This window comes from Dolichospermum sp. UHCC 0259 (genome assembly GCF_009711935.1).
In the GTDB taxonomy this organism is placed as follows: Bacteria; Cyanobacteriota; Cyanobacteriia; order Cyanobacteriales; family Nostocaceae; genus Dolichospermum.
In genome coordinates, this window is sequence record NZ_VIKX01000211.1 from 1 (window position 1) to 13,548 (window position 13,548).

The window sequence follows — 13,548 nt, forward strand, 5'->3', positions numbered from 1 at the left end:
TGAGCTTTCAGGTATCCTTTTTTCTATCATACTTTCTGCATGAAGGAAATCCCTGGTTTTCCTGTCAAAATTAACACACTAGACGTTTGGTGTATTTTCTTTTGCCCGTAATGGTTCTGTCCAAGCTGGACTGGATTTATCAACTGTCCGGCCGATGACTCCGGGGAAGGTAGTTCCGGGTTTATATTCACGCAGAAACATAAATCTAAACTCTTGAGAATATTTAATTTTTAACAAAAACCCCGAAATTCTATATCCTCTTGAGGACAGGTTTGAAATCAGCAACTTTGCAAAAGGTCTGGTGATTTGAGACGATATCCTAGACCGTGCATAGTTTCAATAAAATCTTCTGGTGCGCCAACAGCTTTGAGTTTTTGGCGGACACTTCTGAGATGAACTTTAATAGTATGTTCGTCGGGAGATGTTTCGCTTGTCCACAAATTCTCGATAATGACGCTGCGACTGATAACTCGCCGACCATTTCTTAATAGTAATTCTAAAAGACTGTATTCTTTTGGTGTTAAATGGAGGAAATTGTTTTTATAACTGACTTCGTAGGTACTAGGGTTAAGTTGTAAATCTCCCCATTGTAATATAGGCGTGGAGCTTGTGTTACCTCGACGCAATAAAGCCCGAATCCGCGCAAATAATTCACCTAAATCAACAGGTTTAATGATGTAGTCATCTGCTCCAGCATCTAAGCCATTAATCTTATTACTAATTGTATCACAAGCTGTGATCATCAAAATCGGCATTTGATGACCATGAGACCGCACCCGATGACATAAAGTAATACCATCAATTTCTGGTAGCATCACATCCAAGAGCAGCAGATCATAGTTTATGGCTTTGGTACAATCCCAAGCAACTTCTCCGTCGGCAGCAATATCAACAACATAGAGTTGGTCGCTTAGTGCCTCTGCTAAAGTTTCTGCTAGACGAATATCGTCTTCAACTAAAAGAATCCTCATTAGCTGTAGATGAATAGAAATTGAAAGTTGCAACTTAGTAATTAATCTATAGGAAAATGGCTATATCCACATCCCACTAAATGAATAGAAATCGAAACTTAGTAATCACTTTACAGGAAAATGGCTATGCCCATACAGGGGAGAAATTAGGGTATTTTCGCCATAAAAATCGCAAAAAATCTAATTTTCTCCACCATAAACACATAATACTTCTTCTAAATCTGCAATACTTCTTTACAAACTCGATTGCGAATTGTAACGATTTCTATTTTTCTACTAATCTTTCCGATTTATTTACTATTTCCTTACCTATTTATTTACACCTGACCCATTAACCTTGTAAACATAAGGCAGGGGAAAGAAACACCACCGCCGCCACAACCCAGGCAAAACCTGACAGTTTAGGAGAAATTGAAGATGCTTGATGCTTTTTCTAGAGTAGTTGAACAAAGCGATCGCCAAGGTGCATATTTGACCGATGATCAAATTAATGCTCTTTCCGCTATAGTTGCAGATGGCAACAAACGCTTAGATGTTGTTAACCGTTTGACCAGCAACGCTTCCGCAATCACAGCTAATGCTTATCGCGCATTAGTAGCTGAACAACCCAACGTATTTGGTCCTGGCGGCGCTTGTTTCCACCACCGTAACCAAGCAGCTTGTATTCGTGACTTAGGCTTCATTTTACGTTATGTTACCTATTCCGTAGCTACTGGAGATGCCAGCACTATGGATGATCGTTGTTTGAATGGTTTGCGCGAAACCTATCAAGCATTAGGAACACCTGGCGCTACAGTTGCTTCCGGCATTGGCAAAATGAAAGATGCAGCGATCGCTATTGCTAACAATAACGCAGGTATTACCCGTGGTGATTGCAGCAACTTAATGTCTGAAGTAGCTAGTTACTTTGATCGTGCAGCAGCAGCAGTTGCTTAATTTTGAATCGAATTTTCATCTGATCATCCATAATACATTTCCCGGAGAATTTTAACCATGAAGACCCCTCTAACCGAGGCTATTGCTGCTGCTGACTCTCGTGGCGCATACTTAGGCAACACCGAAATGCAAGCTATCTTTGGTCGCATGAGCCGCGCTCAAGCTGGTTTGAATGCTGCTAAAGCCTTCAACCAAAACGGTCAAAAATGGTCTGAAGCTGCGGCTAACCACGTTTACCAAAAATTCCCCTACACCACCCAAATGCAGGGTTCTCAATACGCTTCTACCCCAGAAGGTAAATCAAAATGTGTTCGTGACATCAGCCATTACCTCCGCACCATCAGCTATTGCTGTGTGGTTGGTGGCACAGGCCCATTAGATGAGTATGTAGTTGCAGGCGTAAAAGAATTTAATGCTGCTTTGGGTTTATCCCCCAGTTGGTATGTAGCCGCATTGGAATTTGTCCGCGACAACAATGGCTTATCCGGTGACGTAGCTGGAGAAGCAAATATTTACCTCAACTATGCTATCAACGCATTGAGCTAAAAATTTACAAGTTAAACGAGTAAGGGGAAAGGGAAAAATGCTTTCTTTTCCCCTTATTTGATCATAAGGAGTTAAAAGCATGACCCTTTCAATGGAACAGAGGTTAGGCATCAGTGCGGTTTTAGACACAAAAATCGAACTACGCCCTAATTACAGCGAAGACGAATTACAGCAAGTCCTCAAATCTGCTTACGAACATATATTTGGACGCGAACGAGTTTATATTGGTGGAACTTTCGCTAGTGCAGAAGCATTGCTGAGAGATGGACAAATTAGTGTCCGCCAATTTGTGCAAACATTAGCAAAATCCGAATTTTACAAAGATCGCTTCTTTTATAGCAATTCCCAAATTCGGTTCATTGAACTGAATTATAAGCATTTGTTAGGACGCGCTCCCTACGATCAGTCAGAAATTGCCTATCATGTAGATGTCTATGCTGCTCAAGGTTATGATGCAGAAATAGATTCTTATATTGATAGCCAAGAGTATAATAATGCCTTTGGTGATTCCACAGTTCCCTACTTCCGGGGATTCAAGTCAATTGATGGCATGAAACAAGTAGGATTCAACCGCTTGTTTACACTGTATCGGGGTAATGGTAACAGCGATAATGCTGGAACAAGCAGCCCCCGCTTACGGCAACAATTGGCAATGAATTTGCCTAATGTCATTGTTCCTACCACCACAAATATCAGATTTATATCTGATATTGGTTTTGGACAATTAAAGACTTCTCCCAATCGCGGAGACAACCGGATGTATGTGATGGAAGTTATCGCTGGTGGAGTTGGTGCTAAAGTAGCAATTCGTCGTAGCCGACAGTTGTACAATGTACCTTTTGATCAACTTTCCCAGAAGTATCAACAAATTCACAAACAAGGCGGCAAAATTATCAGCGTCAGACCTGTATAAACGTAGTTGGTGATTAATCAAATTACCAATTATAAATCTAGTGGAAAAGAATGTAGAGACGTTCCATGGAACGTCTTTACAAAGATTGGGTGTTGGTTTCTTGTATATCACTCAACCGAGAACCGCTATAACATCAATTGTTAACGCCAAACTACTTAAATGCTAAATAACCGCTTATAAGCTCTAAAACTCTAAAAATGACTGAATCAATTACCGTTACCGCTCCTTCTGAACCGATTAATTCTGCATTTACCGCAATGAATGCTTTGGCTACAAGTGATGATACCTCAATCAAATATTATGCTGCTTGGTGGTTAGGCAAAAATCGGGTTTTGGAGGCCAGTTCTCTTCTTTGTGTATGTCTTCAGGACGAGCTAGATCAAACTGCTTTAGGAGGTTATCCCCTGCGCCGTCAGGCTGCTCGTTCATTAGGAAAGTTAAAAGATCCAAACACAGTAACAGCATTAATTTCAGCTTTAGAATGCTCCGATCCTAAAGTTAAAGAAGTGGTAGTTATTGCATTAAAGGATATTGGCAATCAAGCTGCTATCCCTGTATTAATTGACCTGCTTTATCAAGAAGATAAGCCAATAGAAGCCTTGATTGAGGCGTTGACAGCTTTCAAAGTTTGGGAAGTTCAGGACGAAATTTTACCTTTTTTACAGCATTCGTCTGAACGGATAAAATGCGCGGCAGCTCAATATTTTTATACTCTAACCCTCAATCCTTATTACCTAGAAATCCTTTTCCAAACTCTCAGTCATGAGAATCGTTTTGTAAGATATGCCGCAGCATTTGATATTTCAGTGCTTGGTCGTGTGGAAACTGTACCAGAAATTCTTCAGGCAGAAATCTCTAACAGTATTAAATTACTGGTTCTTAAGCGTATCCTAGAATCTGTCTTATTGGATAAAGCAGAGACTGAAGTTAAAAGGCAAGAGACAGCAAACTTTTTATTCAAGACAATTGATGAGCTTTTAATGGATGCAATTGAAGGAACAATTCACAAAGTGAATTCAGAGGTTGCAAATCAGGAAGTTGAGAACATCATGGCATTGGTGGCTCAATACAACACAAATTCTCAGCAAGTATGTGAACAAACTATATCAACATTAATAGAAGCGCTAAAGTCCCGCGATCCTAAAGTTAAAGTTTCTGCAATTAACGGATTAGTCCAATTAGCTCCTGCTAGTGTTGATACCATAATTGATATATTTGATACCGATGGAGACCAAGAATTTATCGCTGGACTTATTCAAACCTTGGCTTATATTGGTGATCCTAGAACACTGTCGCTATTGCTAGAAGTCATTGGTTATGAGGTGGCTAATCATTGTCAAGGAAAGTTTCGTCGAGTTGCAGTCCGGGGTTTAGGTAAAATTGCCCGTCAAGCAACCCAATCAGAAATTTTGTTCCCAGCGATTGAAAAGCTCAAGTGGTCTTTATTGGAGCCTGAAGATTGGGGTTTGCGTTATAGTGCTATTGTTGCACTAGAATACATTGGGAGTAGTGACACGATCAAAGTATTGCAAACTGGGTCTGAAAGAGAATCTGATTTAATCGTCCAAACTAGGATTGAAAGAGCTATAGCAGCAATAGCTTAATGTTATCATTCGTCCCACCAGATCAACAGGACAAATCAATCATCTTCACATTCATCCTGTTCATCCTTTAATCCTATAAATCCTGATTCTGACATGATTACTACTTCTCCTGCTGAACCAATTCTCTCTCCTGAAACTGCAATTACATCCTTAGATAACGAGGATAATCAAATTAGATATTATGCAGCTTGGTGGTTGGGAAAACATCAAATTCAGTCAGCTTGTGCAGCCCTTTGTTATCAACTCCAAGACGTGCGTTATCGCACAGTTCAAGGTGGCTATCCCTTACGTCGTCAAGTTGCTCGCGCTTTAGGACAACTCAAAAATATTGAAGCAGTACCCGCTCTCATAAATGCCCTAAACTGTGATGAAGATGAGCAATTTCGGGAAGTTGTCATTGAGGCTTTAGGAAAAATTGGCGATTCTACTGCGGCTGTTCCTCTATTACAACTTTTACAATCTGGTACACCCCAACCCTACGAAGCCTTAATAGAAGCCTTGGGAGAATTGCGAGTCATAGAAGCACGTCCACTGGTTGAGCCATTTTTAAAACATGACTCCGAAAGAGTCCAATGTGCTGCGGCTCGTTATCTTTATCTCATCACCCAAAAACCGGAATATCTCGAACGCATTATCCAAAATCTTAATCACGAAAATCCCTATTTACGCTGGGCTGCGGCCTTCGATTTAGGAGCAATTGGTCATATAGAAGCAGCAGAAGCAATTGTACAAGCAAAAGTTGGTAATAGCCTCAAACTATTAAACATAAAACGGATTTTAGAAACAGTATTAGAAAGTGATATATCAGAAATAGAAAAACAACAAGCGACTCAAACCCTATTTCAAATAATTGATCAACTATTAATCCAACTTTAATAACTCTTCTTCCTCTCTCTGTGCCTCTGCGCCTCTGCGTGAGAAAAAAAATTAATTTACCTAAAATTACTAATTATGGACACAAAAGTAGAATCTCTAATTGCAGATTATCACACCTGCATAGATCAGAATGAACAAGCAAGAATTATCAGCATTCTCGCTGAACTTGGTGATGATCTCGCAATAGATTTATTGGTAGATGTAGTAGGTGTAGAAGTTGCCAATCATTGCCAAGGAAATGTACGCCGAGTGGCTGCTAGAGGCTTGGAAAAGATGGTAATTTCCACTACGGATTCCGAAAAAAGACAAAAGGCAATTGATAAGCTTTCTTGGGCTTTGTTAAATGCTGAAGATTGGGCGTTGCGTTATGCGGCTGCGGTGTCTTTGGGAGCAGTTGCGACTGTGGAAATAAATACTATCCTTTATCAAGCTATGACACAAGAATCGGACAGAGTTGTTAAGGAAAGGATTCAGATGATTTTGAAATAACTGTCAGAATCAGGATGTCCGGTTACTGAGCGAAGTCGAAGTACAGGATTAAAGGATGAACAGGATTAAATTTCTGTTTTTAAATTATCGTCAGGATTCAGGATACAAAATATTTGATATAGGATTTCTGACTCCTGACTCGGTGACTCCTGACAAATTATCAATTTTCTACAAATGTTCATTATTATTTAATAAACAATCTCACCATGACTATTCCATTAAAAACTTACGCTCCCTCCAGTCAAAACCAACGAGTTAAAGGATTTGAAATTCCTGGAGAGGAACAACCCAAACTTTACACTACTGAAGGAACTCCTTCCACAGTAGAAATGAATGAGTTAATTTGGGCTGCTTATCGGCAGATTTTTAACGAACAACAAATTCTTGTTAGTAACCGTTTATTGACTCTAGAATCTCAGTTAAAACACAAAAGTATTACTGTTAGAGATTTTATTCGCGGATTGGTAATGTCTGAAACTTTCCGTTTACGCAACTATGACACAAACAACAATTACCGATTTGTAGAAATGTGTGTACAGCGTGTTCTGGGACGGAAAGTTTACAATCAACAAGAAACAATTGCTTGGTCAATTATCATAGGAACTAAAGGGTTACAAGGGTTCGTTGATGCACTGTTGAGTAGTGAAGAATATCAAACCAGTTTTGGTGATAACACTGTTCCCTATCAACGTCGGCGAATTATTTCTCAGCGTCATCTAGGAGATTTACCTTTTAGCCAATTTCCTCGCTATGATCAATACCATCGTCAGCAATTAGAGAAACTGGGCTATTTCAAAGCTAAAGCTCCTTTGGTATATTGGTGGAAATGGCAACGAGATCCCTATCCCAAGGTTTATCAAGTGATTTCATCAGCTACTTGGTTCGCGGGAATTAGCCTGATAGCACTTGGAACTCTTGTGGTGATTCTGTCCTATTACGGTCTGGTTTCTTTGTAATTTCAAGTTAATTGAGATCAATTTTCATAACAGCCTGAGAATGAATTTTCAGGCTGGATTTGTTTTTTTCTGATAGTGTAGTCATATCAGGATTTACATTACATTAATATTTTGGGAGCATCCAAATCACAAATCAAATTTCCACAGCAATAACTTAGTTGTTAGCCAATATTAGCCATTAACCTGACTGTGGGTCTATCGGCACGAGTTGGTAAGCGGAAACAACTCATTGGCAATGTAACAATAGCCACAGTATTGCCAAGCATATCAAAAAACTCAACGCTGTAGCCTGTTTCTAGTCCGGGAACATCATGTTGTTCAACTACTGTGCCAATGTCTCCAGCATATACATTTTCTTCGGGAAGATCACGCAATAAGATTACATCTGAGTAAAGGGTAAAATTCATTAGCTTATTTTAGAAAATTAGCGATCGCACTAGCGGATGATTTCTCTTTTGGGTAAGGTAAAATCTTTGTTAATACGACTGGACGATTAGCGCCAGTTGGCAGGAGATAAATTGATATACGAATATCACAATTTTTTGCATCTTCCGGCAAAGAAGGTATTTCTGCTGCTGCTTTGAGTGAAAGCTTGCCTGGTCCATTAATTATGATTTCGTGTCGTGTACTTTCAATTGTTAAAGAGCCAGGTTTATCATTGATCCCACTAGCAGGATTTAAACTAATCCAATTAGACTCAAATGTTGGAATTCCATAAATTTCAAACTCTACGCGACATAGATGAAATGGAATAATCACACGCTCTCTATTTTTAGGAACAATGTACAACTCTGAATTTAACCGCAATTCATCGGAATGATAATTTCCTTCAGAATCTTTTCCTCCAATCGTTGCTGCTAGGTTAATATCAAGAATTTCAATTTCCGGTAAAAGTTCAAGTGGAGCAAGTAATCGAATGAGATCAGAACGACGTGCCGATCTTATAGCCGTATTTTCACGCCAAGGAACTTCAAGTTCAACAGAACCCCCTCCTGGAGAGCCATAAGCTTGATTCTTAATAACAAAAGGAGCGCGATCAGTTTCAAATAGCAAAGCTACAACCGTTTTGTTATCAACAGGAATATTCAATGGAATCATTCTTGGAGCAAGCTCATTAAAAAAGGACTCTACCTTAGAATACCAACTAGCAAGATCAGCCGTGTTAGCTCCAATAACACAATCAACACCTTCTTTTTCATCAAAGCCTATTAACCAAAGTATATTCTCTCCTCGCGCAGCATTAGCATGACCAGCAATTCGACGTGCAGCCTTCGCTTCATCTATCCAATCTCGCTTTAGCTCAACCAAAAAATCTTCGTTAGGTTGACCACGTTTAACACAATCAATAACTCTCAATGCCCAACTTTCAATTTGTCTCGAATTCATCTCACTCTCCAACAATGCTCCATCAATAATTTAAAAAAATCTGACGCAAAATCAACCAATAAATTATAAATTATTTTACCTTATCAATAATATGAAAATAATCCATATTTGAAGACTATATTTCTAAATATTATCATAGAATACTTTTAAAATATCCCCTAACAATTCACCACGCGAGTTATCCTATTCCTAAACCCTTTCCTTATGCTCAATCCATTAGGTGTTGCAATTGGATTATTTATCATCACCCTGTTCACAACTTACTATCTATTACAACGACAAATAACTCAACGAAAACGAGCAGAAAAGATTCTCCGACAGCAAACAGAAAGAGAACGTCTAGTTAGTCAAATAGCTCACCACATTCGCAAATCCCTGAATTTAGACGAAGTGCTAGTGACCACAGTAGCAGAGGTAAAACAGTTTCTCCAAGCTGACAGAGTATTGATTTATCAGATTTCGGAAGATGGTACTGGTTGTGCAATCACGGAAACTGTATCAGAAAATTATCCTTGTATTCTTGGAGAAACATTTCCAGAGGAAGTATTTCCCAGAGAGTATCATCATGCTTATACTCAAGGAAAAATTCGCGCTGTTACCAATATAGATCAAAGTGATGTAGAATCTTGTTTAGCAGATTTTGTAAAACAGTTTGGTGTAAAAGCTAAATTAGTAGTCCCAATATTACAAGAATTGCGAGATATTCCCACTAATTCTCAACCTTATCTTTGGGGTTTGTTGATTGCTCATCAATGTAGTGATATTCGTGAATGGCAACCTTGGGAAATTGAATTAATGGTACAATTAGCCAATCAAGTTGCGATCGCTATTCAACAATCAGAATTTTATGAACAACTACAACAACTGAATATTGAACTAGAAAATCGAGTCCAACAACGCACAGAAGAACTAGCTCAAACTAACATTTCCTTACGAGCAGAAATTATCGAACGTCAACGCACTGAAGCCGCACTTCGTCACACAAATCAAACTCTTGAATCTTTGATTGCTGCTTCACCCCGTGCTATTTTTACCGTAGATTTAGATAACAATATTAAAATTTGGAATCCTGCGGCCGCAAGAATGTTTGGTTGGACAGAAACAGAAATTTTAGATCAACCTAACCCAATCATTTCCATAGAATTAGAAGAATATCAAAAAATTAGAGAAAGCATCATTCAAGGTATCACTCTTCCCCGTTTAGAAGTCCGTCAACCCAAAAAAGACGGTACATTGATAGATATTGTTTTTTCTGCTGCTCCTCTCCGCAACAGCAATGGAGCAATTAATGGTATAGTCGCAGTAGTTGCAGATATCACAGAACAAAAACGTCAAGCTGAACAAGTGCGATTACTTCAATCTGTGGTTGTTAATACTAATGATGCTGTTTTAATTACAGAATTTGAACCCATAGATGAACCTGGACCACGCATTTTATATATCAATCAAGCCTTTACACGCATGACTGGTTATACTTCCGAAGATGTGTTAGGTAAAACTCCCCGTATTCTCCAAGGTCCAAAAACAGATCGGGTTGCTTTAGATCAAGTAAGAAATGCTCTTTCTCGTTGGGAAACTGTTACAGTTGAAGTTATTAATTATCGCAAAGATGGTTCAGAATTTTGGGTAGAATTTAGTGTAGTTCCTGTAGCTGATAAAACAGGATACTATACTCATTGGATAGCAGTACAAAGAGATATTACAGAACGCAAAAGAATTGAACAAGCATTACAGCGGAGTGAAGAAAGATTCCGTTCACTGATTGAAAATGCCTTAGATGTTATCACTATTTTAGATACAGAAGGGACGATTCAATATATTAGTCCATCTGTAGAAAAAGTTTTAGGTTATCAATCTGCTAATTTGATTGATCATAATTTTTTTGCCCTGATTCATCCTGATGATTTTATCACTACTTGTTATCACATTACCAATGCAATTAAAAATCCTGATGTTGCTTTACCAGTTGAATTTCGTTATTGTCATCAGGATGGAACTTGGCGAACTTTAGAAGCTATTAGTCAGAGATTTGTTGATAATTCAGAACTAACACAAATATTTGTTAATTGTCGTGATATTACCGAACGGAAAAGATTAGAAGAAGTGCGGTTAGCATTGGAAAAAGAAAAAGAATTAAGCACCATGAAAATTCGTTTTTTCTCTATGGCATCCCATGAATTTCGGACACCATTAAGTGTGGCTTTAGCTGCTGCTCAATTATTAGAAAATTCTCCTTATGCTTGGCAAGATGACCAAAAAAGGATTCGCAATTTACACCGCATTCAAGATTCTGTAAAAAATATGGTGCAATTATTAGATGATATTTTAACTATTAATCGGGCAGAAACAGGTAATTTAGAATTTAATCCTACACAGCTAGATTTAGAAAAGTTTTGTCGTCAATTTATTGAAGAAATTAGAATTAGTGATGGTTCTGGACATATAATTAATTTTGTTTGTGAAGGAAACAAAAAACAAGCATATTTAGATGAAAGGTTATTGCGTTCAATATTAGGAAATCTCCTATCAAATGCAATTAAATATTCTCCAGAAAACATTCAAGTTGAATTTTATCTTATTTTTAAAGACAGGGAAGTAATAATTAAAATTTGTGATCAAGGAATTGGCATTTCTATAAATGATCAAAATCAATTATTTCAACCATTTCATCGGGGTAAAAATGTCCGCAATATTCCCGGTACAGGTTTAGGTTTAATGGTTGTGAAAAAATGTGTAGATTTACATGAAGGCAGTTTAAATATTATGAGCGAATCCAATCATGGTACAACTGTCACTGTTACATTGCCTTTGTAAGTCAAAAGTCAAAAATTCATTGCCCGAATTAAACAGGTTCTCATTCACTGAACCAGTCGGTCCCCCTTCCGAACTTGCGCCATTGTCCGAAATCACCATAATGACGGTATTCTCGAACTCACCGATAGATTTGAGGAAATCGAGTAAACGACCAATATGGGGTAGATATAGCGAGCGTGTCATGAGGGGCAAGATAGACTGAAAGTATTGCTGCATATACTTTTTAGTTATCGTTTCCCATAAATCATCTAGACCTAATTCACACTTATCAGCCAAAATAAACACAAGGATGGAACGAAAGAATAAAGGTTTTAGCCATGTTCTGTCATACTACAAACTGAGGTTTTGTACTACTTGCCCCTCATGACACGCTCGCTATATTTACCCCAAATCCGATGCTCGTTTGGATGCGTTGGTGCATTTATTACATAGCACTGGAGCCAGAATTTCCGAGATATTGGCTTTGGACTTATCTGACGTAGATATTGAGAATCGGAAATTTCAAGTGATAGGTAAACGGAATAAACAACGCTGGTGTTTTTATAGTGAAAATATTGTTAATTGTCTAAATAATTACCTTAAATATTATAGGCATTCAAGTATCAGTGCCTTATTTACTGCCCAACAACCTTTTACTAAGGAAGTTTCGCATTTGTCTTATGCAACTGCGTATAAATCCTTGGTGGACTTGATTGATGGTACTTCAGAGTTACAAGGGATTCGTTTTCATGATTTAAGGCACACTTTTGGTACGGAACGGGTTGGTTTGATGGGCATTGACGAGCTGCGCGCACTTATGGGTCATGAGACAATTCAAATGACTTTACGCTATTCAAAAGTAACTTCTAAACGTGCGGAAGAAGTGGCGCAAGCAGCGTTTAAAAAAATTCCTACTTACGGATATTAAATATTTATTTGATAGTCATTAAGTAAATGAGTGTGATCAACTAAAAGTGTCAGATTCTGAATAGATCAAAAGTATGAGTATTACTCTTGATCTGTAAACTGAGTCATTCAAACCCCATATTCATCAGATTTTTGGAAAAATTGATTTTTGGCAATGGCTGAAAGCTAACTATCACAATACTTTCAGCACTTATCTCAATTTCTTAGCGTACGATTCTCCCGTTTTGGCACAGTCTAGCCATTTAGGACGGTTAAAAACTGAAATTCTCCGCCGCTGGCGGATGACTAGTCTTTTAGATATTTTGAAAGAAACTGATTTACGAGTTGATTTTAGTGAGTTTTTTAAAAGTGTCTCCACAAGAGAAACTTTAGACCCTGAAACATTACAAAAACGCTTGTTGCTTTGTTTGTATGGTTTAGGAACGAATACGGGATTAAAGCGTTTAAGTGATGAAATAGGAGATGATAATTATCATGACTTACTGTACGTGAAGCGTCGTTTTATTCAAAAAGACCAGTTACGTAATGCTATCTCTTGTATTGCTAATGCGATTTTTCGTGCTAGAAGTCCACAGATTTGGGGAGAGGGGACAACTGCTTGTGCAAGTGATTCTAAAAAGTTTGGTTCTTGGGATCAAAATTTAATGACTGAGTGGCATATCCGCTATGGTGGACGTGGTGTGATGATTTATTGGCACGTTGAGAAGAATTCTGTTTGTATTTATTCGCAGTTGAAAACTTGTTCTTCTTCGGAAGTGGCGGCAATGATTGAAGGATTACTACGCCATTGTACAGAAATGAAGGTTGAGAAGAATTATGTTGATAGCCACGGACAAAGTGAGGTGGCTTTTGCTTTCTGTCATTTACTAAATTTTAAATTAATGCCACGTTTGAAACGGATAAATGTTCAGAAATTATATCGTCCTTCAACTGGTAATAATGATGCTTATTCTAATTTACAACCTGTTTTAACTCGTGCAATTAACTGGGATTTGATTCGTCAACAATATGACCAAATGGTGAAGTATGCAACTGCTTTACGTTTGGGTATGGCAGAAACAGATGCGATATTAAAGCGTTTTACTAGAGGCAATTTAGTAACTGTTCACACTCCCCCACTAAAAAGGAATTAGGAAGTAACAGGGATAGGA

13 protein-coding genes and 1 pseudogene are annotated in these 13,548 nt (G+C 38.1%); 10 read left to right on the top strand and 4 right to left on the bottom strand.

What is annotated here, in order from left to right:
- Window positions 1-78: 78 nt before the first annotated feature.
- Both FJR05_RS27680 and FJR05_RS17375 read right to left on the bottom strand, forming a co-directional pair.
- Window positions 79-201 carry a hypothetical protein gene (locus FJR05_RS27680; protein WP_256376199.1) on the bottom strand — a complete coding sequence of 41 codons (123 nt, stop codon included), beginning with the start codon at window positions 199-201 and terminating at the stop codon, window positions 79-81.
- Between the two features lie 77 nt (window positions 202-278).
- On the bottom strand, window positions 279-971 hold the full coding sequence (locus FJR05_RS17375) for a response regulator transcription factor (protein WP_168645271.1): 693 nt from the start codon (window positions 969-971) through the stop codon (window positions 279-281).
- 417 nt (window positions 972-1,388) lie between these two features.
- Between FJR05_RS17375 and FJR05_RS17380 the strand changes: the two genes are divergently transcribed.
- The 7 genes from FJR05_RS17380 to FJR05_RS17410 all read left to right on the top strand — a co-directional run bounded on the left by FJR05_RS17380 (window position 1,389) and on the right by FJR05_RS17410 (window position 7,291).
- Window positions 1,389-1,907: a phycocyanin subunit beta gene (locus tag FJR05_RS17380; protein WP_168645272.1), complete on the top strand. Its 519-nt coding sequence runs from the start codon at window positions 1,389-1,391 to the stop codon at window positions 1,905-1,907.
- A 57-nt stretch (window positions 1,908-1,964) separates the two neighbouring features.
- Window positions 1,965-2,453, top strand: coding sequence for a phycocyanin subunit alpha (locus tag FJR05_RS17385; RefSeq protein ID WP_168498763.1), 489 nt, complete (start codon window positions 1,965-1,967; stop codon window positions 2,451-2,453).
- A 79-nt stretch (window positions 2,454-2,532) separates the two neighbouring features.
- Window positions 2,533-3,366 (top strand): phycobilisome linker polypeptide, encoded by an 834-nt coding sequence (locus tag FJR05_RS17390; protein ID WP_168645273.1) that lies wholly within the window; start codon window positions 2,533-2,535, stop codon window positions 3,364-3,366.
- A gap of 197 nt (window positions 3,367-3,563) precedes the next feature.
- On the top strand, window positions 3,564-4,970 hold the full coding sequence (locus tag FJR05_RS17395; protein WP_168645274.1) for a HEAT repeat domain-containing protein: 1,407 nt from the start codon (window positions 3,564-3,566) through the stop codon (window positions 4,968-4,970).
- Window positions 4,971-5,063: 93 nt separating this feature from the next.
- Window positions 5,064-5,846 (top strand): HEAT repeat domain-containing protein, encoded by a 783-nt coding sequence (locus FJR05_RS17400; RefSeq protein WP_168645275.1) that lies wholly within the window; start codon window positions 5,064-5,066, stop codon window positions 5,844-5,846.
- A gap of 75 nt (window positions 5,847-5,921) precedes the next feature.
- The gene (locus tag FJR05_RS17405) at window positions 5,922-6,335 is read left to right on the top strand and encodes a HEAT repeat domain-containing protein (protein ID WP_168645276.1); all 414 of its coding nucleotides are present in this window, start codon (window positions 5,922-5,924) and stop codon (window positions 6,333-6,335) included.
- 206 nt (window positions 6,336-6,541) lie between these two features.
- Complete coding sequence (locus tag FJR05_RS17410) at window positions 6,542-7,291, top strand: phycobilisome rod-core linker polypeptide (RefSeq protein WP_168645277.1); 750 nt, start codon at window positions 6,542-6,544, stop codon at window positions 7,289-7,291.
- 161 nt (window positions 7,292-7,452) lie between these two features.
- Here the strand turns inward: FJR05_RS17410 and FJR05_RS17415 are convergent, their stop codons facing one another.
- Both FJR05_RS17415 and FJR05_RS17420 read right to left on the bottom strand, forming a co-directional pair.
- On the bottom strand, window positions 7,453-7,698 hold the full coding sequence (locus FJR05_RS17415) for a DUF4926 domain-containing protein (protein WP_168645278.1): 246 nt from the start codon (window positions 7,696-7,698) through the stop codon (window positions 7,453-7,455).
- A gap of 4 nt (window positions 7,699-7,702) precedes the next feature.
- Entirely contained in the window at window positions 7,703-8,677 is a 975-nt protein-coding gene (locus FJR05_RS17420; protein ID WP_168645279.1) for a hypothetical protein, read from the bottom strand.
- A gap of 204 nt (window positions 8,678-8,881) precedes the next feature.
- Here FJR05_RS17420 and FJR05_RS17425 point away from each other — a divergent pair, with 204 nt between their 5' ends.
- From FJR05_RS17425 to FJR05_RS17440, 3 genes and pseudogenes are all read left to right on the top strand, one after another.
- Window positions 8,882-11,491, top strand: coding sequence for a PAS domain S-box protein (locus tag FJR05_RS17425; protein WP_168645280.1), 2,610 nt, complete (start codon window positions 8,882-8,884; stop codon window positions 11,489-11,491).
- A 403-nt stretch (window positions 11,492-11,894) separates the two neighbouring features.
- Window positions 11,895-12,398: a site-specific integrase gene (locus FJR05_RS17435; RefSeq protein WP_174783758.1), complete on the top strand. Its 504-nt coding sequence runs from the start codon at window positions 11,895-11,897 to the stop codon at window positions 12,396-12,398.
- A gap of 241 nt (window positions 12,399-12,639) precedes the next feature.
- Window positions 12,640-13,497, top strand: a pseudogene (locus FJR05_RS17440) (Tn3 family transposase); the annotation flags it as partial.
- Between the last annotated feature and the right edge of the window lie 51 nt (window positions 13,498-13,548).